General features: G+C 56.5%; 26 protein-coding genes. 10 read left to right on the plus strand and 16 right to left on the minus strand.

Going from position 1 to position 19,029, the window contains the following annotated elements:
• Positions 1-11 precede the first annotated feature (11 nt).
• Positions 12-1,325, plus strand: coding sequence for an amidase family protein (locus tag CKV99_RS09855; protein ID WP_092256446.1), 1,314 nt, complete (start codon positions 12-14; stop codon positions 1,323-1,325).
• A 139-nt stretch (positions 1,326-1,464) separates the two neighbouring features.
• On the opposite strand, the gene rpsQ is transcribed toward CKV99_RS09855, so the two are convergent.
• The 11 genes from rpsQ to rpsJ are packed head-to-tail and all read right to left on the minus strand — an operon-like array spanning position 1,465 to position 6,700.
• Positions 1,465-1,788 (minus strand): 30S ribosomal protein S17, encoded by a 324-nt coding sequence (rpsQ, locus tag CKV99_RS09860; RefSeq protein WP_092256449.1) that lies wholly within the window; start codon positions 1,786-1,788, stop codon positions 1,465-1,467.
• Positions 1,789-1,790: 2 nt separating this feature from the next.
• Positions 1,791-2,021 carry a 50S ribosomal protein L29 gene (gene rpmC, locus CKV99_RS09865; RefSeq protein WP_092256452.1) on the minus strand — a complete coding sequence of 77 codons (231 nt, stop codon included), beginning with the start codon at positions 2,019-2,021 and terminating at the stop codon, positions 1,791-1,793.
• Positions 2,021-2,437 carry a 50S ribosomal protein L16 gene (gene rplP, locus CKV99_RS09870; RefSeq protein ID WP_092256455.1) on the minus strand — a complete coding sequence of 139 codons (417 nt, stop codon included), beginning with the start codon at positions 2,435-2,437 and terminating at the stop codon, positions 2,021-2,023. Before rplP ends, rpmC begins: the two co-directional genes overlap by 1 nt.
• Positions 2,438-2,442: 5 nt before the next feature.
• Positions 2,443-3,186 (minus strand): 30S ribosomal protein S3, encoded by a 744-nt coding sequence (gene rpsC, locus CKV99_RS09875; protein ID WP_092256457.1) that lies wholly within the window; start codon positions 3,184-3,186, stop codon positions 2,443-2,445.
• Entirely contained in the window at positions 3,186-3,557 is a 372-nt protein-coding gene (gene rplV / locus CKV99_RS09880) for a 50S ribosomal protein L22 (RefSeq protein WP_092256460.1), read from the minus strand. The genes rpsC and rplV overlap by 1 nt, the downstream gene beginning before the upstream one ends.
• Before the next feature lie 3 nt (positions 3,558-3,560).
• A complete protein-coding gene (gene rpsS / locus CKV99_RS09885; RefSeq protein ID WP_092256463.1) occupies positions 3,561-3,836 on the minus strand; it encodes a 30S ribosomal protein S19 in 276 nt (91 codons plus the stop codon).
• A gap of 16 nt (positions 3,837-3,852) precedes the next feature.
• Positions 3,853-4,689 carry a 50S ribosomal protein L2 gene (gene rplB, locus CKV99_RS09890; RefSeq protein WP_092256467.1) on the minus strand — a complete coding sequence of 279 codons (837 nt, stop codon included), beginning with the start codon at positions 4,687-4,689 and terminating at the stop codon, positions 3,853-3,855.
• A 42-nt stretch (positions 4,690-4,731) separates the two neighbouring features.
• A complete protein-coding gene (gene rplW / locus CKV99_RS09895) occupies positions 4,732-5,034 on the minus strand; it encodes a 50S ribosomal protein L23 (protein WP_092256470.1) in 303 nt (100 codons plus the stop codon).
• On the minus strand, positions 5,034-5,702 hold the full coding sequence (gene rplD, locus CKV99_RS09900; RefSeq protein WP_092256473.1) for a 50S ribosomal protein L4: 669 nt from the start codon (positions 5,700-5,702) through the stop codon (positions 5,034-5,036). Before rplD ends, rplW begins: the two co-directional genes overlap by 1 nt.
• On the minus strand, positions 5,699-6,355 hold the full coding sequence (gene rplC, locus CKV99_RS09905; protein WP_092256477.1) for a 50S ribosomal protein L3: 657 nt from the start codon (positions 6,353-6,355) through the stop codon (positions 5,699-5,701). Before rplC ends, rplD begins: the two co-directional genes overlap by 4 nt.
• A 39-nt stretch (positions 6,356-6,394) precedes the next feature.
• Entirely contained in the window at positions 6,395-6,700 is a 306-nt protein-coding gene (gene rpsJ / locus CKV99_RS09910) for a 30S ribosomal protein S10 (RefSeq protein WP_018297782.1), read from the minus strand.
• A gap of 749 nt (positions 6,701-7,449) precedes the next feature.
• Here rpsJ and CKV99_RS09915 point away from each other — a divergent pair.
• Genes CKV99_RS09915 through CKV99_RS09940 form a run of 6 tightly spaced genes read left to right on the plus strand, consistent with a single transcriptional unit; the run spans position 7,450 to position 10,236 of the window.
• Entirely contained in the window at positions 7,450-7,938 is a 489-nt protein-coding gene (locus CKV99_RS09915; protein WP_092256480.1) for an Asp23/Gls24 family envelope stress response protein, read from the plus strand.
• A 4-nt stretch (positions 7,939-7,942) separates the two neighbouring features.
• On the plus strand, positions 7,943-8,323 hold the full coding sequence (locus tag CKV99_RS09920; protein ID WP_092256483.1) for a hypothetical protein: 381 nt from the start codon (positions 7,943-7,945) through the stop codon (positions 8,321-8,323).
• Positions 8,320-8,523, plus strand: a complete 204-nt coding sequence (locus CKV99_RS09925) for a DUF2273 domain-containing protein (RefSeq protein WP_092256487.1) — start codon at positions 8,320-8,322, stop codon at positions 8,521-8,523. The genes CKV99_RS09920 and CKV99_RS09925 overlap by 4 nt, the downstream gene beginning before the upstream one ends.
• On the plus strand, positions 8,520-9,134 hold the full coding sequence (locus CKV99_RS09930) for an Asp23/Gls24 family envelope stress response protein (RefSeq protein WP_092256490.1): 615 nt from the start codon (positions 8,520-8,522) through the stop codon (positions 9,132-9,134). Before CKV99_RS09925 ends, CKV99_RS09930 begins: the two co-directional genes overlap by 4 nt.
• Complete coding sequence (locus CKV99_RS09935) at positions 9,131-9,682, plus strand: Asp23/Gls24 family envelope stress response protein (RefSeq protein ID WP_231910009.1); 552 nt, start codon at positions 9,131-9,133, stop codon at positions 9,680-9,682. The genes CKV99_RS09930 and CKV99_RS09935 overlap by 4 nt, the downstream gene beginning before the upstream one ends.
• On the plus strand, positions 9,679-10,236 hold the full coding sequence (locus CKV99_RS09940; RefSeq protein ID WP_092256493.1) for a hypothetical protein: 558 nt from the start codon (positions 9,679-9,681) through the stop codon (positions 10,234-10,236). The genes CKV99_RS09935 and CKV99_RS09940 overlap by 4 nt, the downstream gene beginning before the upstream one ends.
• Here the strand turns inward: CKV99_RS09940 and CKV99_RS09945 are convergent.
• The 5 genes from CKV99_RS09945 to rpsL all read right to left on the minus strand — a co-directional run bounded on the left by CKV99_RS09945 (position 10,233) and on the right by rpsL (position 15,926).
• On the minus strand, positions 10,233-10,928 hold the full coding sequence (locus tag CKV99_RS09945; RefSeq protein WP_092256495.1) for a hypothetical protein: 696 nt from the start codon (positions 10,926-10,928) through the stop codon (positions 10,233-10,235). The genes CKV99_RS09940 and CKV99_RS09945 overlap by 4 nt on opposite strands.
• Positions 10,929-11,032: 104 nt before the next feature.
• Entirely contained in the window at positions 11,033-12,223 is a 1,191-nt protein-coding gene (gene tuf, locus CKV99_RS09950) for an elongation factor Tu (protein WP_092256498.1), read from the minus strand.
• Between the two features lie 423 nt (positions 12,224-12,646).
• Positions 12,647-14,773, minus strand: coding sequence for an elongation factor G (gene fusA / locus CKV99_RS09955; protein ID WP_092256501.1), 2,127 nt, complete (start codon positions 14,771-14,773; stop codon positions 12,647-12,649).
• Between the two features lie 308 nt (positions 14,774-15,081).
• Positions 15,082-15,549 carry a 30S ribosomal protein S7 gene (gene rpsG / locus CKV99_RS09960; RefSeq protein WP_092256504.1) on the minus strand — a complete coding sequence of 156 codons (468 nt, stop codon included), beginning with the start codon at positions 15,547-15,549 and terminating at the stop codon, positions 15,082-15,084.
• A gap of 2 nt (positions 15,550-15,551) precedes the next feature.
• Complete coding sequence (gene rpsL / locus CKV99_RS09965; RefSeq protein ID WP_092256507.1) at positions 15,552-15,926, minus strand: 30S ribosomal protein S12; 375 nt, start codon at positions 15,924-15,926, stop codon at positions 15,552-15,554.
• On the opposite strand from rpsL, the gene CKV99_RS09970 reads away from it, so the two are divergent.
• The 3 genes from CKV99_RS09970 (at position 15,925) to CKV99_RS09980 (ending at position 18,977) form a co-directional block, all read left to right on the plus strand.
• Positions 15,925-16,104: a hypothetical protein gene (locus CKV99_RS09970; RefSeq protein WP_092256510.1), complete on the plus strand. Its 180-nt coding sequence runs from the start codon at positions 15,925-15,927 to the stop codon at positions 16,102-16,104. The genes rpsL and CKV99_RS09970 overlap by 2 nt on opposite strands.
• A 345-nt stretch (positions 16,105-16,449) precedes the next feature.
• Positions 16,450-17,901: an Nramp family divalent metal transporter gene (locus CKV99_RS09975; protein WP_197697183.1), complete on the plus strand. Its 1,452-nt coding sequence runs from the start codon at positions 16,450-16,452 to the stop codon at positions 17,899-17,901.
• Between the two features lie 50 nt (positions 17,902-17,951).
• Positions 17,952-18,977 carry an L-idonate 5-dehydrogenase gene (locus CKV99_RS09980; protein ID WP_092256513.1) on the plus strand — a complete coding sequence of 342 codons (1,026 nt, stop codon included), beginning with the start codon at positions 17,952-17,954 and terminating at the stop codon, positions 18,975-18,977.
• The last annotated feature ends 52 nt before the right edge of the window (positions 18,978-19,029 follow it).

Raw genomic sequence — 19,029 nt, forward strand, 5'->3', positions numbered from 1 at the left:
AGGCTTTTAGTATGACTACCTTTCCAACGACCGCCACCGACTGGGTCACACAGACCCGCAGTGGTGGGTTTTCTGCGCGCGCCGGCATAGAGCACACGTTGCGCACCATTCACGCCCGCAACCCCGAGTTCAATGCGTTTGAGCGCACGTTTGACGATCACGCGCTCAAGGCCGCTGACCAGATCGACCAGCTTTCCGACGACCAGCGCGGCCCACTCCATGGCCTGCCAGTCGCGGTCAAAGCGGAGCTGCCTATTGCCGGGGTTCCCACCACCTACGGCACCGCAGCGGTCACGACACCCGCTGCTCACGACTGCGAGGTGGTTCGCCGTCTTCGGGACGCCGGCGCCATTATCGTCGGCACCACCACGATGCCCGAGTTCGGCGCACTACCGGTGACTTCGTCGGCAAGCAATGGCGTAACGCGAAACCCACTCAACCCCTCTTATACTCCCGGCGGATCCTCTGGCGGCTCCGCAGCAGCCGTAGCCAGTGGCATGGTTCCCGTAGCCATCGGCTCCGACGGCGGTGGCTCCATCCGCATCCCCTCCGCCTACACCGGCCTGATCGGATTGAAACCCACCCGTGGCCGCGTCAGCTCCACCCCATACCCCAACGCGTGGGGTGAGCTTGGCACCACTGGGCCGTTGACACGCACTCCTGAAGACTCCGAACTGATTTATTCCGTGATCAGCCCCAGTTTCGCAGCGCTTGACGACGAACTACCGAAGCACCCGCGGTTCTTGACCTTCGTCGACTCGCCCACACCTGTGGTGAGAACTGTCGCAGAAAACCGGCGAGCCGTCACCGCTTTTTCGCAAGGATTACGCAGCATAGGTAGCGTCGCTGAAGCTCAGCGGCGACTACCTAATCCTATTGTCACCTTCACTCCACATTTCTGGAATGAAATTGCAAAAGAGGCTGCAACCGTCGATCATCCTCGCCGCCTTGAGAAACGCACGCGCACTATCACTCGTTTTGGCCACATCGCTCGTCGAATGAAGCTTCTTCGCCCCTTTGATGCTTACTCCGCGCTTATCGACGACCTCTTCACCGAAGCCGATTTCCTGGTTACTCCCACAACTGCATGCCGCCCGCCGCTGGCCGACCAGTACGTGGATCGTGGAGCGGTAGTCTCCCAACTCATGTCCGCTCCAGCAGTGGCGTTCACCGCCATGTTCAATATATCCGGCCATCCAGCGGTGTCTGTGCCTGCCGGTGTTAGTACTGATGGGCTGCCTTTGGCTGTGCAGATCGTCGGCAAGCACGATACCGAACGCCAACTACTCGCATTGGCGCGGGGTGATGCCCCGCAATATCGATAGTCATCTCGTGGAGATAGTGTGGTGATGATCGTGACTGCCTCAATAGTTTCCACGCAATTGGATAATGCACACAGCCCGCCACCACAGAAGTGGTGACGGGCTGAGTTGTCGAGAGTGCTCGTCGAAAAGCGAATGCTTTTTAGCGTGCCTTTTCGACGATCTCTATCAAGGTGTGGTGCTTGTCTTTCGACAGCGGGCGGCATTCCTGGATGCGCACCAGGTCGCCTACACCAGCGGTGTTATTCTCATCGTGCGCCTTGTACTTCTTGGAACGGCGCATGATTTTGCCGTAGAGCGCGTGCTGCTTACGGTCTTCGATCTGCACAACGATGGTCTTGTCCATCTTGTCTGATACGACGTAGCCACGGCGAATCTTACGATTGCTGACAGGCTTGGCACCTGCAGTTTCCTGGACGGTGTTGTCGTTCTGGTCGGTAGTTTCAGTCACGTTTGCCTCACTCATGATTAAGCCTCAGCTCCCGGGACGACGGACAGGCCGAGCTCACGCTCGCGAAGCACGGTGTAAATACGTGCGATGTCGCGCTTGACCGTGGAGATACGGCGATTATTGGTCAGCTGGCCAGTAGCGTGCTGGAAGCGCAGATTGAACAGCTCTTCCTTAGCTTCTGCCAGGCGCTCATTGAGCTCATCGTTGCTGAGCTCGCGGAATTCGTGTGCGGGGGTTCCTGCAGCCATTAGTACTGGTCCTCCTTCGAAATGATGCGGACCTTCATCGGCAGCTTCTGGGCTGCACGACGCAGGGCTTCCTGTGCAACGGAGTCATCTGGGTAGGACATCTCGAACAAGATGCGACCAGGCTTGACGTTGGCGATCCACTTCTCAACAGGGCCCTTACCAGAACCCATACGAACGCCGAGCGGCTTCTGGGTCAGTGGACGGTCCGGGAAGATCGTGATCCAGACCTTGCCACCACGCTTGACGTGGCGGTTGATGGCAATACGGCCTGCTTCAATCTGACGGTTGGTGACGTATGCGGGCTCCAAAGCCTGGATTGCGTATTCACCGAATTGAATCTTGTTACCGCCTTTGGACATGCCCGAACGGGTCGGGCGATGCTGGCGACGGTACTTCACGCGCTTGGGGATAAGCATAAGGTTTATGCCTCCTTCTTCTGCTCAGCGCGCTGACGGCGCTGGCCACCGCGACGTGGGCGACGATCGCCACGGCCACGACGCTCATTATTCGGAGCGTTGAGCTCAGACTCGCGGACGCCACCGACAACGTCGCCCTTGTAGATCCACACCTTCACGCCGATGCGGCCGAAGGTGGTGTGAGCCTCCGCGAAACCGTAGTCGATCTCTGCACGCAGGGTGTGCAGAGGGACACGACCCTCGTGGTAACGCTCAACGCGGGACATTTCTGCGCCACCGAGACGGCCGGAGCAGAGCACCTTGATGCCCTTGACCTGTGGCTGACGCATAGCGGACTGGATCGACTTACGCATTGCACGACGGAATGCGACACGGTTGACCAGCTGCTCAGCGATCGACTGCGCAACGAGGTTAGCGTTGGCGTCGACGTTTTTGACCTCGAGGATGTTCAGCGCAACCATCTTGCCGGTGAGCTTTTCCAGCTCGCGGCGGATGCGGTCTGCCTCTGCACCACGGCGGCCAATCACGATGCCCGGGCGGGCGGTGTGGATGTCGACGCGGACGCGGTCACGAGTGCGTTCGATAACAACATCGGCGATGCCTGCGCGCTCCAAACCAGTGGAGAGGAACTCGCGGATCTTGATGTCTTCAGCGACGTACTCGGAGTAGTTCTTATCGGCGTACCAGTGGGACTTCCAGTCTGCGGTAATTCCCAACCGTAGGCCGTGTGGGTGAATTTTCTGACCCATTACTTAGCCCCTTCCTTGGCTGCGTCTTCCGACGCGACAATAACGGTGATGTGGGAGGTGCGCTTACGGATCTGGAAAGCGCGGCCCTGTGCGCGTGGCTGGTAGCGGCGCATGGTTGGGCCTTCGGTCGCGTAGCACTCGGATATAACAAGGGTCTTAGGGTCCAGGCCGAAGTTGTTCTCGGCGTTGGCAGCTGCTGAAGCAACAACCTTGGCGACAGGCTTCGCTGCGGCCTGTGGTGCGTACTTCAGGATTGCCAGGGCCTCGGACACGGACTTGCCGCGCACGAGATCCAAGACTCGGTTGGCCTTCATCTGGGAGCTGCGGACGTACTTGGCCGTCGCGCGTGCGGAGGTGATTGTGTCACTCATCGCTTATCGACGTCCCTTCTGGTCCTTGACGTGACCCTTAAAGGTCTTGGTTGGTGCAAACTCGCCGAGCTTGTGGCCGACCATGGACTCATCGACGAACACTGGCACGTGCTTGCGGCCGTCGTGGACGGCGAAGGTGTGGCCGATGAAGTCAGGGAGAATGGTGGAACGGCGAGACCAGGTCTTGATGACCTGCTTGGTGCCCTTCTCGTTCTGAGCATCTACCTTATTGAGGAGGTGCTCATCGACGAACGGGCCTTTCTTTAGGCTGCGTGGCATGTCTGTTTACCTCCTCTTAGCGTTTCTTGTTCGAACGACGACGACGAACAATCATGTTGTTGGAATAACGGTTTGGCTTGCGGGTACGAACTTCCTTCTGGCCCCACGGGGAGACCGGGTGACGGCCACCAGAAGTCTTACCCTCACCACCACCGTGTGGGTGGTCCACTGGGTTCATAACGACACCGCGGACCGCTGGGCGCCAGCCCTTCCAGCGCATACGACCAGCCTTGCCCCAGCGGATGTTGATCTGGTCAGCGTTGCCAACCTCACCGATGGTGGCGCGGCAACGGATGTCCACGCGACGGATTTCTGAGGATGGCATACGCAAAACAGCGTAAGTGCCTTCCTTGCCCAGCAGCTGGATGGAAGTACCAGCAGAACGTGCGAGTTTCGCACCTGCGCCTGGTTTTAGCTCTACTGCGTGGATGGTGGTACCGGTCGGGATATTACGCAGCGGCAGGTTATTGCCCACCTTGATGTCTGCGTTTGGACCGGACTCGAGGATCATGCCCTGCTTTAGGCCCTTGGGGGCGATGATATAACGCTTCTCGCCATCAAAGTAGTGCAGCAGTGCGATGTTTGCGGTGCGGTTTGGGTCGTACTCGATGTGAGCGACCTTTGCCTCTACGCCGTCCTTGTCATTGCGACGGAAGTCGATGATGCGGTAACGACGCTTGTGTCCGCCGCCGCGGTGACGGGTAGTGATGTGGCCCTTTTTGTTGCGGCCAGCCTTCTTCGGGAGCGGAGCCAGCAGGGTGCGTTCCGGAGTGGAGCGAGTGATTTCGCTGAACTCAGAAACGGAGCTGGCGCGGCGACCCGGGGTTGTCGGCTTGTACTTACGAATAGCCATAATGTGTCCTTTACTTCGAAGTCTTCGTCTGTCGTGTCACAGCTAAACTGTGCCGCCGAAGATATCGATGGAGTCGCTGCCATCGCGGAGGGTGACATAAGCGCGCTTGGTGTCTTTCCGCTTACCAAATCCGGTGCGGGAGCGCTTACGCTTGCCCTCACGGTTGACGGTATTTACGGATGCCACCGAGACGCCGAAGATGTCCTCCACGGCAATCTTGATCTGGGTTTTGTTTGCAGAACGGTCCACCAGGAAGGTGTAGGTGTCCTGCTCCATCAGTGCGTAGGTCTTTTCAGACAGCACCGGCGCGATAATGATGTCGCGCGAGTTAACAGTCTTAGCCATTAGTTCTCCTCCTTGGCCTTCTCATCCTGCGCAGCACCAGCGGTGCCGGTGGACAGGGTGTGCAGAGCCTCGACCGAGAACACGACGTCATCGGATTTGAGTACGTCATAAGTATTCAGCTGTGCTGGCTCGAGGATATGAACATTCGGCAAGTTGTTCGCGCTGCGGCGAGCGTTCAAGTCCTCGCGACCAACCACGAGCAAGACGTTTTTACGATCCGTCAGACGCTCGAGGAATGCGCGTGCTGCCTTGGTGGATGGGTCCTGGCCAGGAACGAGCTCCTCAACGACGTGGATACGTGCGTTGCGGGCGCGGTCGGTCAGAGCGCCAGCCAAAGCGGCCTTAATCATCTTCTTCGGGGTGCGCTGCGAGTAATTGCGTGGCACTGGGCCGTGGACGATGCCACCACCGGTGTAATGAGGTGCACGGATCGAGCCCTGACGAGCGCGACCGGTACCTTTCTGACGGAATGGCTTCTTGCCACCGCCACGAACCTCGCCACGGGTCTTCACCTTGTGAGTACCCTGACGGGCTGCAGCAAGCTGTGCATTGACAACCTGGTGCATCAGTGGGATGGAAGCTTCGCGGTCAAACAGTTCTGCCGGAAGCTCAACGGTTCCGTTGGTCTTTCCGTCAGCGGTGTGGACGTCAAGAGTCAGGTTGGTCATGCGTGAGCACCGCCCTTCACTGCGGTCTTGACGGTAACAACACTGCCCTTAGCACCTGGGATTGCACCCTTGATGAGGATCAGGTTGGATTCGCCGTCGATCTTCTGAATCTTCAGGTTCTGGGTGGTCACCTTGTTACCACCCATGCGGCCTGCCATGCGCTTGCCCTTGAAAACGCGACCAGGGGTTGCGGACTGGCCGATGGAACCAATGCGGCGGTGGGCCGCCTGGTTACCGTGTGCAGCACCCTGGCCAGCAAAGCCGTGGCGCTTCATAGCACCCGCGAAGCCGTGGCCCTTGGTGGTACCGGTGACGTCAACGAAGGTCTCGCCTTCGAAGATATCCACGGTGAATTCCTGGCCCAGCTCGTAGCCGGAGACATCGTCGGTACGAATCTCTGCTACGTAACGGCGTGGGGTCACGCCAGCTTTCTTGAAGTGGCCAGCTGCTGGCTTGTTTGCCTTACGGGGATCGATCTCGCCGTAAGCGATCTGGATGGCGTTGTAGCCATCAACTTCTTCGGTGCGAATCTGGGTAACCACACATGGCCCAGCTTCCACGACGGTTACCGGTACTACACGGTTTTCGTCGTCGAAGATCTGGGTCATGCCGAGCTTTTTGCCCAGAATGCCCTTGATCTCTGTGTTTGTCATTGTTTGTTCTCCGCTACAAAAGTCTTCGGGGATCAGCGATTACTGAATGTTCACATCGACGCTTGCCGGAAGATCGATGCGCATCAAAGCGTCAACGGTCTTCGGGGTTGGGTCAAGAATGTCGATCAGGCGCTTATGAGTGCGCATCTCGAAGTGCTCGCGAGAGTCCTTGTATTTATGTGGAGAACGAATAACGGCCCATACGTTCTTTTCGGTTGGCAATGGCACAGGTCCAACGACACGTGCACCCGTGCGGGTGACCGTTTCGACGATCTTCTTTGCAGATGCGTCGATGGCTTCGTGGTCGTAGGCCTTCAGCCGAATGCGGATCTTTTGTCCCGCCACGCTTTCCTCTTCCTCGCATTCGCTTCACTTACTCCGTTGCCTCTGTTCTTGTTTCGCCGGAGCGAAGCAAAGGAGAAACGGAGGTGAAGCGTTTAGCTTCTCGATTTCTCTATAACGTTGTCCGGGCCCAGGCCACGGCTCCAACGCCAGTGTCTTTACTTGATGACTGTCATGACATGACCCGGTAGATGCTTGGAGCAGGCGATAAACGCGCGCCAATTCAGTGCTGCCGCCGCGCGCTCGTCGTCAAGCTCGATGCGCGGGATGTCAGACCCGGAAGGAAACGTCCTGCCCCCAGGTTTCCCAGGAGGAAGAAAGCGTGTGCCTTACGTACTGCCGCTGTTTATTTGCCATGCCCCTTCTCCGGTCCCCGTTCTCGGAAGTGCCCATTGGCCTGTACCCGATCGCGGGGCCTTCGTCAGGTTTTCGCTTTACGACGATCGCCTGTGCAAAGGTGTCATGTTCGCTTCACCATCGCCACCCGGTCCGCTCTTGCGAACGCGGCCAGCGTTGTTAAAGCAACCTGTGTATTAAAGCATGCCTTTGCCACAAAACACAAATGACAGCGCAGCACAACATCGGTATAACCAATCCGCGATCTTCGGTAGAGTTGTTTACAAACCACACGCTTGAGGCCTTCAACGCTAGCTAAGGGATCACTAGGGCCTATTTGCACAGGAAGCAGCCTAGGATTCAACGCAGGAATCAAGCGACATAACTCACAGCTTGCCGTATTTGAAAGGTTAATCATGACTACTTCCACTTCCCCCGAGTCCCCGAACGTTGCTTCTCATTCGTCTGCTCAGTCGACTTCGTCCGAGCAACAGCGCAAGCGAAACAAGAATCTGGAAACAGACCAGGGCACAACCATCATCGAAGACACCGTGGTAGGAAAAATTGCCGGTATCGCTGCCCGTGAGGTGTCTGGTGTGTATAACTTGGGTGGCGGTGCCGCCCGAATGGTGGGAGCGCTCCGGGAATCGCTGACCTCTACTTCGAACATTCAGCAAGGCGTGTCTGTCGACGTCTCTGACGGGCATGTTGAGGTGGGGATTGCGATCATTGCCGAATATGGCGTAGCAATTCATGAACTAGCCCAAGCGATTCGCCACAACATCACTACCGCCATTACCCGCATGACAGGTCTGATCGTCGATAAAGTGGATGTCACAGTCCACGATGTGCATGTCCCAGCGTTCGACGACAATAATGACGACACTAAGCAAGTGGAACAGTAGTCTGATGTCTCTTGCTCTTAGCACAGAAGACGCTCGTGCTTTGCGCGACGCACTTCTCTTAGTCCCAGGAGTATGTGGGCTTCACCCCGGCCGCTACGGTGAGATCGCCTTGTTGCTGCCCGGGCAGCGGGTTCCCGGTCTCCGTTACTCCAGCAGGAACGGCGCTGTCGCTGATCCTACGGGGCTGGAAGTACACATCGCGATTGATGTGGCTTCCGGTCTCAATGCTTTCGAAATTAGTGCGACGGTTCGCTCGGTCACCCTGGAGCTAACAGACGCCGCTTTCGTCGATGTGATCGTGGCTGACGCGTGTGATAGTTCCTCAGCTTCCTCCTCAGCTTCCTCCCCTGCTTCCTCCCCGAATGAAAGTCCGGTGAATCCATGAACCTGCTCGAGAATAAAACCATCCTTGGCGTCGTCATCGGTGTGGTTATGGCGTTCTCCGTCATCTGCGGAGGGTGGTCAGGCCCGTTGTGGGTACTGTTATTCGCCTCTATCGGTGGCGTCATTGGTGCTCAGCTTGACGGCAAGCTCGACATCGCCGAGTTGATCAGCACGATCTCAGGTAAAGGTCGCAGTTCATGACTGATTCTGGGAAGAACGATTCTGGGAATAATGCATCAACTAAAATCGCAGAACGCGTTTTCGAAAAGATCGCGGTAGCGGCCACCGAGTCTGTCCCTGGTGCAATCACCCGTCAGTCAAAGCTCGCTGGGTTGGCTGGAAGTAAGCTGCCGAAATACGTAGCTACCCTCGATCGTCCTAGCAAGACCGTGTCTTTCGAGGCAGAACTGGCAGTGCAGTTCCCCGCCCCAGCGCGAGCGATAGTGGATCGGGTTCGCACTACTGTCAGCCAGCACGTGCTCAGCCTGACCGGTTTCGAGGTGGCCCGCATCAATGTCACAGTTTCAGCATTCGCTGATTGTCCGTTGGGCGATAGAATTACAGGACAAGACTTAGCCGGTCACTGCGCCACGATCGCGCCCCGCCCGGTTCGCTTTTCGACGACTGCGCCGCGCCAGCCACGCGTGAAACCTCCCGTTAAGCTGCGTCCGGTAACCACTCGCACACCGCAGACTATTCGCTTTTCTGGTTTCCTCGATGCTGTGCCAGAAATTCACCCACGATCACCATCAGTGCCAGAACTTCGCCCACTGCGCACAATTTCGGTAGAGCCGTTAGGAGGGCTTGTATGAGCACACCCGGTTTTGGTGCAGAGCCACGCCCACATCCCATCGCACGCATCCTGACAATCCTGCTGGCGATCGTTTTACTCACGGTCGCCGGCGTGGCTATCAGAGATGCCTGGTACCTCTTCGACGGGGCACATCCCTCCGACGGCTGGATTGCCACTGCCCTCAATTTTCTCAGTGAGGCGACTGTCACGGCAGGCGGTGTGATCGTCGGGGTACTAGTCGCCGTGCTTGGTCTCTGGCTAATCATCTCCGCTTTGCGTCCACGACCTCACACCCATCTCAAGGTGAGGTCGCACGCCTCGATCTGGATGCGCCCAGTGGATATAGCCCGTAAATCTACGGCGGTTGTGCGCCACGAGTTTGGGGCGGATGACATCAGTTCTCGCGCCGACCGGAAAAAGCTCACGGTCAACGTGGCCCACGACAACGCTGATGAGGAATTTATATCCTCGGTACGTAAAGCTTTAGAGACTGAGCTCAATGTTCTTGAGTCAACCCCCAAGATCAGCGTTCACACACTTCCCACCAATTCTCGGGAGGTCCAATGACAACCAGGCTTGCCGTTATTGATCGCATCACCGTTTTTATAACCGGCGTCCTCGTCCTCCTACTGGGCTTGGTCCCAGCCGGCCTCTACTTCAACATCCCCGTTGTTACCGACACGCTGCGTGAAATAGACCGCTCTAAAATCGGCGACATACCGCTCGCTGGTTGGTATATCTGGGGCTTGGTCGCGCTCGCTATCATCCTGGTCATCATTGGGGGGTCTATGCTGGTAACCAATCTCCGCAGCCGCCATTTTTCGAAGCAGGAAGTCACTCGACCGACGGATTCGGGGACAACTACAGTTCACGTTTCTAAGTTGGCGCAGACCATGGGCGCTTATCTCGCGCAATACGAGGCGATTGATAAGGTCGGCACTAACGTTGCCATGGTGGGCGATCGACCAACGATCACTTTTATCCTCACTGCTGACCCCTCGGCCGAGCTTGGCCCTCTGGTCGCGTTGGTAGAGAGTGTTGAGCAAGATTTTCGCGACGCAGTCGATGATATGGACATGGACACTGTCTACAGATTGCAACTGTCGCGCGTGGAGCCTTAGGTCTCGAGCAGGACGATGCGCATGATGGTCCCAAGGTGAACGGTGTCGCCTTGCTGATTCGTCAACGTCCACGGTTTGCCTACTTCACAGCTGAGCATGTGTTCCCAGGCCTGCGTGGTGGTGTCGACGTGGCGACGCTGTGCACTCCACGACGTAATTACCTGGCCGATAATATGGCGTCGGCCGTCATCGGTAATCACCAACCATTGACAATTACCCCGATCTTCCCGTTTGAGACCGTCGAGGCACGGGGCTGCGTCGTCAAGCGCCGTGATTAAAGTGACTACACCGAGTTTGTGTTCAATGCCCTCGTCGTCTGTGAGCACCAGAAGTCGCCCAGGACCAGTTGGGCGTATCGACGAATAGGGCCACACCCCCGGTTGTCGTCGGTTGTGTTGTCGCGCAGCACGGACAACCACAAACCCGGGAGTGCAGGTGACACGCATCTCGGGGTTCGTGGTGGTAACAAGGTAGTGCCCTGAAACGTGGCCGTCCGAGTTCCGCGGGAGATCGGCGGGGTGGCGTGCGGCCTCTGCCTGTAAAGCGTCGATTAGTTCATTATCGGTGGTACCCCAGGCCACTCCTCTGTTAGCGAGGATGCCGAAGAGTGTGGGGAGGCTTAAGTTGGGTTGCCCTTCCCAGGTGGCGCGAAGTTCGTCGAGGACGCGCGGGATGCGGGTGGGGTCTTCCATATGGACTGATTCTACGGCGGTGTGTGCCGGGAATGCGAAACGCCACCGGCACAGTGTGCCCGGTGGCGTTTTGCAGTTGCTAGTTGCCTAGCACGTCACTCAGATCACTCGATGATCTTGGTGACGCGGCCTGCACCGACGGTACGGGAGCCCTCGCGGATTGCGAAGCGCAGGCCCTCGTCCATAGCGACAGGCTGGATCAACTCGACGGTCATATCGACGTTGTCGCCTGGCATGACCATCTCGGTGCCCTCTGGCAACTTGACAATGCCGGTCACGTCAGTGGTACGGAAGTAGAACTGAGGACGGTAGTTGTCGAAGAATGGGGTGTGGCGGCCGCCCTCGTCCTTAGACAGAACGTAAACGGAACCCTCAAACTTGGTGTGAGGAGTGTATGCGCCCGGCTTGATGATAACCTGGCCGCGCTCAACATCCTCACGCTTGGTGCCACGGAGCAGCAGTGCAGCGTTGTCGCCAGCCTCTGCGGTATCGAGAAGCTTGTTGAACATCTCGATGGAGGTAACGGTGGTCTGGGTTGGCTTTTCCTTGATGCCGATGATCTCGACATCATCGTTGACGTTCAGAACACCACGCTCAACACGGCCGGTTACAACGGTACCGCGACCGGAAATGGTGAAGATGTCCTCAACTGGCATTAGGAAGTCACGGTCGGTTTCGCGGACTGGGTCAGGGATTGATTCATCGCAAGCGTCCATCAGCTCAACGATAGAGTTAACCCACTTCTCCTCGCCGTTGAGAGCGCCCAGTGCGGAGATCTGGATGATTGGAGCCTCTTCGTCGTACTCCTGCTCAGCCAGCAGCTCGCGGACCTCCATCTCAACAAGCTCGATGATTTCCTCATCGTCAACCATGTCGCACTTGTTCAGTGCAACGAGGATATAAGGAACGCCAACCTGGCGAGCCAGCAGAACGTGCTCGCGGGTCTGAGGCATTGGGCCGTCGGTTGCAGCAACAACCAGGATCGCGCCGTCCATCTGCGCTGCGCCGGTGATCATGTTCTTGATGTAGTCGGCGTGGCCTGGAGCGTCAACGTGCGCGTAGTGGCGCTTCGGGGTGTTGTACTCCACGTGGGAGATGTTGATGGTAATACCACGCTCGCGCTCCTCAGGAGCCTTATCAATCGCGTCGTATGCGAAAGACTCGTTCTCCTCAGGGTACTTGTCTGCAAGAACCTTGGTAATTGCAGCGGTGGTGGTGGTCTTTCCGTGGTCAACGTGACCGATGGTGCCGATGTTGACGTGCGGCTTTGTACGCTCGAACTTCGCCTTTGCCACTGTATGTCCTCCTGGACTTCATTGTGGCTACGACTCTCGCAGCCACGGGGTTTACATTTGCCTTACCAATCCCCCTCCACGTGTGGGAGGAATCGGTTACGGCCATTTCACAATGTGCCAGTTACATGATCCTAGATTTCTCAAGGCCGTTTTTCAAACTGACACCACGCGGACATGATATCAATCTCGGCCGATTCACAATCTTGAATCAACCTCAAGGGTAACGGCCGGCTCAGATACCACTTCAACTGGGTGATACCTCAGCCCAGCCGCTACCTTCTAGAAGTTCTTTTGCTTCTCTGGTGTGTGATGCACCTGGCACAGGTACATCACACAAGTTCCTGGAACTTGCCAGCTCTAGGGCGAGAAGCGACTTTCGCATTTTACCGTGATCGGTTCCATGCGCGACGATCGGTTACGCCTTTAGGCGTTGCCGTTGCGCTCGTCGATGATCTCCTGAGCTACGGAGGATGGAACCTCAGCGTAGGAATCGAAGACCATGGTGAAGTTTGCGCGGCCTGCGGTGGCCGAACGCAGGTCACCGATGTAGCCGAACATTTCAGACAATGGGACCTTCGCCTGGACGACCTTCGCGCCTGAGCGGTCTTCCATTGCGTGGACCTGGCCGCGGCGAGAACTAATATCACCGTTGACGGTACCCATGTACTCCTCTGGGGTGACAACCTCTACGGCCATCACGGGCTCGAGCAGAACTGGCTTCGCCTTAGCCACAGCTTCCTTGAGCACCTGTGAACCGGCCAGCTTGAAGGCCATCTCGGAGGAGTCAACGTCGTGGTACGCACCGTCTTCCAGTGTGGCCTTGATGTTGACCAGCGGGTAGCCTGCGAGGTAGCCGTACTGCATTGCGTCCTGGATACCTGCATCAACGGAAGGAATGTATTCCTTGGGGATGCGGCCACCGGTGACCTCGTTGACAAACTTGTAGGTTGCGGATTCGCCCTCTTCCAGTTCCTCTGGTTCTGGGGTGTATGGTTCGATGGTGACGATGACCTTTGCGAATTGGCCCGAACCACCGGTCTGCTTCTTGTGGGTGTAATCCAGGGACTCGACCTTCTTGCGAATAGTCTCGCGGTAAGCAACCTGCGGAGAGCCGATATTTGCTTCGACCTTGAATTCACGCTTCATGCGGTCAACGAGAACGTCAAGGTGCAGCTCGCCCATTCCGCCGATCACGGTCTGGCCGGACTCTTCATCCAGTTTGACGGTGAAGGTTGGGTCCTCTTCCGAAAGTTTCTGAATCGCGGTACCGAGCTTCTCCTGGTCAGCCTTGGTCTTTGGCTCAATTGCCACCTGGATCACTGGATCCGGGAAGTCCATAGACTCGAGGATGATTGGGTTCGCAGGGTCACACAGGGTGTCACCGGTGGTGGTGTTCTTCAGCCCGATGAATGCGTAGATATTGCCAGCGTCAGCGTGCTCAACCGGATTCTCCTTGTTCGCATGCATCTGGAAGAGCTTACCCACGCGCTCTTTGCTGTTCTTGGTGGAGTTCAGCATCTGCTCACCAGGGATTGCCTGGCCAGAGTACACACGAACATAGGTCAGCTTGCCGAAGAATGGGTGCACGGCAATCTTGAAAGCGAGTGCGGAGAATGGGGACTCCACAGATGGCTTGCGGGCGAGCTTCTGGGACTCATCGCCCATTGCCACACCGTGCACCTCGCCCACATCAAGCGGATTTGGCAGGAAGTCAACGACTGCGTCGAGCAGCGGCTGGACACCCTTGTTACGGTATGCGGTACCGCAGTACACAGGGTAGATCTCGGAGTTGATGACCATCTTGCGGATGGCGCCCTTGATCTCCTCTAGTGTCAATTCCTCGCCGCCAAAGTACTTCTCCATGAGTTCTTCGTCAGACTCTGCAACGGTCTCTATGAGCTTCTCGCGGTATTCTTCCGCACGATCCTGCAGGTCTGCTGGGATCTCCTGAATCTCTGGCTCAGCGCCAACCTCGACCTTTCCTGGCCAGACAAGTGCGCGCATTTCGAGCAAGTCGACCACGCCGTCGAAGTCGTCCTCTGCACCAATTGGCAGCTGCATAACCAAAGGCCTCGCACCGAGACGATCTTCGATTGTTTTCACGGTGTAGTAGAAGTCTGCACCGAGCTTGTCCATCTTGTTTACGAAGCAAATACGTGGCACATCGTACTTTGCTGCCTGACGCCACACCTGCTCGGACTGTGGCTCAACGCCTTCCTTGCCGTCGAACACCGCAACGGCGCCGTCCAGAACGCGAAGGGAGCGCTCCACCTCAACGGTGAAGTCCACGTGGCCTGGAGTGTCAATGATGTTGATTTGGTTACCGTTCCAGAAGCAAGTGACAGCAGCAGAAGTAATGGTGATGCCACGCTCCTGCTCCTGCTCCATCCAGTCGGTCGTTGCGCCACCGTCGTGGGTCTCGCCAACCTTACGGTTGATACCCGTATAGAACAGGATTCGCTCGGTGGTAGTGGTTTTACCAGCATCGATGTGCGCCATGATGCCGATGTTGCGCACCTTGTTCAGGTCCTTAAGCACTTCTTGTGCCACAGTATTACCCCAACTTAAGTAGTCGTTGACGCCTTATTCCCGAAGCGTGGTTGGCCTTAGGAGACGCCGTTTGTTGATAGTTCTCGATCAATTGTGCCACTAAACACGTGAAGTGGCAGTGTGAGTGGGGTGGAAAGTGGAATCTCACTTCCCATCCCGCGATAGGCCGCGATGGGCCGCAATACGCCAAGACCCGATCGCGGTGAGTCGTCCTGTTTATAAACTGTATTCAGTTCGCAACAGTAGATTTTTCACCTGCGGTCGGGCCGTTGACAGTATCCATACAGAGTTCACACAGAAGTCTCTGATTACCAGCGGTAGTGAGCGAATGCACGGTTGGCCTCAGCCATCTTGTGCATGTCCTCACGACGCTTCACGGAAGCACCGAGACCATTCGATGCATCGAGGATTTCATTTGCCAAACGCTCCACCATCGAATTCTCGCGACGCTGGCGGCTAAACGTAACCATCCAACGCAGAGCCAGCGTATTGGAGCGTCCAGGGCGAACCTCAACTGGAACCTGATAGGTAGCGCCACCAACACGGCGGGAACGAACCTCGAGGTCTGGGCGGATATTGCCAAGAGCCTTCTCTAGGGTGCCTACTGGATCGGTACCAGTCTTCTCACGACACTTTTCAAGTGCGCCGTAGACAATACGTTCCGCGACCGACTTCTTGCCGTCGATAAGAACCTTGTTAACTAGCTGGGTGACCAGCTCGGATTCGTAGACCGGATCCTTAACTACTACGCGCTTTGGCGCTGCATTCTTACGCATTTTTAGTTGCCACCCTTCTTTGCACCGTAGCGGGAGCGAGCCTGCTTACGATCCTTAACGCCCTGGGTGTCCAGTGCGCCACGGACGATCTTGTAGCGAACACCTGGCAGGTCCTTCACGCGACCACCACGCACGAGCACCATAGAGTGCTCCTGGAGGTTGTGGCCCTCACCTGGGATATAGGCGGAAACCTCAATACCGGAGGTCAGTCGCACACGAGCGACTTTACGCAGTGCAGAGTTAGGCTTCTTAGGGGTGGTGGTGTACACGCGGGTACACACGCCACGACGCTGAGGGGAGCCCTTCAAAGCTGCGGTAGCAACCTTCCGGCTCTTGTCATGGCGGCCCTTACGGACCAGCTGCTGAATAGTTGGCATGAACCGTCTTTCTGTTGATCTGATCGGCTTCCGGCCGGGAATGCCGACCGACTGTCAAGAAAGCTTGATATTTCAAGCTGTGTTGCCTGGATTTAACTACTTTGCTTTTAAACGTGCAAAAGCCAGTCAGCCGCTCTCGCTGGCCTACTGGATGCAAATTCAGGCTCCCACCATCTAGACGTGGGATACCCGACCAACAGTACTACAGCGCTCAAGCAATTCCAAAACCAGGCACCACGCCCGCTTTCATCGGACGGCAGCACCCACGCAAGAAACAACAGAAGAAGCTTGAGGTATTTCTGTTTCCAGCCGCCACTCCCCCAATAATGGGGTACACCACCCTCCCCTACCTACCACATAAACGCTGGCCACGGACCGTCCCTCGATTGACTCAACAATCAATTAGGTTAACCCTTTATATTTCTGACGTTTTCCTTATACTCAATGAACAATCGGCATTAGTAATCTCAATAACACTCACAATCACAATCCGACCGACCTCACCTCCAGAAGGATTAAGCCCATGTCTCCGACATCTACCCATCCAGAAGGCACCTCGGCACATCAGAACACAGCCGAGCACCCCCAAAAACCAACTATCGACGATGTACATTCAGATCCGTACAAGCTAACAAAAGACAAAATTAAAGAACCTCCAACCGGGTTCAAAAATTCCATAAAATTCCTTGGGCCAGGCATGATTACCTCGGCCGCAGTCGTGGGATCTGGTGAACTGATCACTGCTACCACTCTCGGATCACGGGTGGGCATGATGCTGCTGTGGTTGATCCTGGTCTCCACGTTTGTCAAAGTCTTCGTCCAGGTAGAAATCGCCCGGTGGTCAATCTCTACCGGAAAACCCGCTATTTTCGGGTATGACGAGGTAAAACCGAAAATCGCCGGACGCGGCTGGCCCAGCTACATCGTCTTACTCATGTTCTTCCAGTACACCACAAGCCAAGCGGGTGTTATCGGAGCAGCAGGTGTAGCAATGTCCATGCTCATTCCGCTTGCAAGTGGCCCGAGCGACCCGCTGTCCATCGCCATCTGGGTGTGGGTCATGGCTGTACTGGCCATCATCATCCACATGGCTAACCGCTATGACGTGATCGAAAACATCTCAACCACGCTGGTATTTGTCGTCACTATCCTCATCATCGGGATGGTATTCGCCATTCAGTTCACTGAGTTCGCGTGGACTGCAAGCGAATTGGCAGAAGGCATGCGGTTCCAGATCGCAGCAGGCTCAATGGGCATCGCCCTGTCCATGTTCGGCTTGACAGGAGTAGGAGCAGGCGAAATATCGGGCTACTCATTCTGGGTTGTAGAGAAAGGTTACGCAGCATGGACCGGCCCGAATGATGGCTCTGAAGCGTGGGTAAAAAGAGCCCGCGGCTGGATCTCAGTGATGAAGAAGGACGCTTGGATTTCCTGGGTGATCTACACCATGTCAACTATGGCATTCTACATTCTGGGTGCCACCGTCTTGTACAAGCAGAACCTCGTGGTTGACGGCACCGACCTCGTTGGCACCATTGCCCGCATCTTTACTGACACCCTCGGCGGGTGGGTCGGCCCAGTGTTCCTTGTTTTCGCAGCACTGACACTCTATAAGACAATTCTGGCTAATGTGCCAAGCCTTGCACGCTCGACAGCAGCCTCGCTATCGGTATTCCGTCTTTTTGTGTGGACAGATCAGAAAAAGCGCGACCGCGTCATGCGCACCCTGATGATCATCTTCCCCATCTTCTGGGCAGGCGCCGTCACCGTCTTCCAATCGCCGTTCTTCCTCGTGATGTTAGGTGGCACGCTCAACGCCGTGTACTTGATCATCGTTGCAATCTCTACGCTGTACCTTTCTGCAACCCAAACAGATAAGCGTATTAAAGACGGAGTGGGATTCACTATCTTCCTGGTGATCTCAGCGATTGCCATCCTCGGGGTTGGTGTAGTCGGCCTAGCGGACATGTTTTAGCCCGAAGTTTTAGCCCGAAGTTTTAGCCCGAAGAGCTTAGGATGACAATTATGAAAGCGGTTACTATCTCTCCCGAACTCGACCTACAGATTGTCGAGGTTGATACTCCTGACCCTGGCCCTGGCGAAGTCCGGGTCCGCATGGAATACGGTGGCGTGTGCGGTTCTGACATCGCCTATTGGAAAACAGGTGTTTCAGGTACGGCTACCTTGCGCGAACCTTTGATCCTGGGCCATGAGATGGCCGGTGTCGTCGATCAGCTCGGCACTGGCATTGCAACTGTAGCCGTAGGTGACCGCGTGACGTTCGATCCGGCAACCCTCGTTGGTGACTATGAGGTAAGCCCCGAGCTGGCACGCCGGAGCAATTTATGGCCCGAAGTTCGCTATTTCGGCTCCGCCGCCTTTCTTCCGCATGAGCAAGGTGGTTTCTCCACCTACCGCGTGGTGCGGGAGGACCAGATTTACCATCTGCCAGAAAACGTATCTACCCGCGAGGCCGCTGCAACGGAACCGTTGGCTGTTGCGATTCATGCAGTGCAACGCTCAGGCGACATCTCCGGAAAGAAAGTGCTGGTCAACGGGTGTGGGCCGATCGGCTCTCTGATCGTGGCAGCGGCAAAACACTACGGGGCATCCGAAGTGTGGGCAGCGGATCTGGCAGACACATCCTTGCACCATGCACGCGCCATGGGCGCTGACCACACCGTGAATGTCAATTCTCATGCCTTACCTGAGGATATGGAGGTTGCTTTCGACGCCTCTGGTGCGCCCGCTGCAATCGGTGGGTTGCTCATGGCGCTGCGCCGGGGTGCAACGCTGGTGCAGGTAGGAAACCTTCCAAGCAAGCCAGCCCCGTTCAACCTTGGCCAACTGGTGACTCGTGAAATCAACTACATTGGCTCCTACCGGTTCACCCCAGAAGTGATCCCTAGCGCGTTGCAGGCGATGGCGTCCGGGCTTGATGTCACCCCAATTTTGACCCACGAGTTCCCCATCGATCAGGCAGAAAAAGCCTTCGAAACGGCTGCGGATCGGTCCACCGGATCGTCGAAAGTTCTGCTGAAACTCAGTTAATTCGCTTTACGACGAGAAGGGCCCCGCCTTTTCCTGAACACTCAAGGAAAAG

Source organism: Corynebacterium cystitidis (assembly GCF_900187295.1).
Classification (GTDB): domain Bacteria; phylum Actinomycetota; class Actinomycetes; order Mycobacteriales; family Mycobacteriaceae; genus Corynebacterium; species Corynebacterium cystitidis.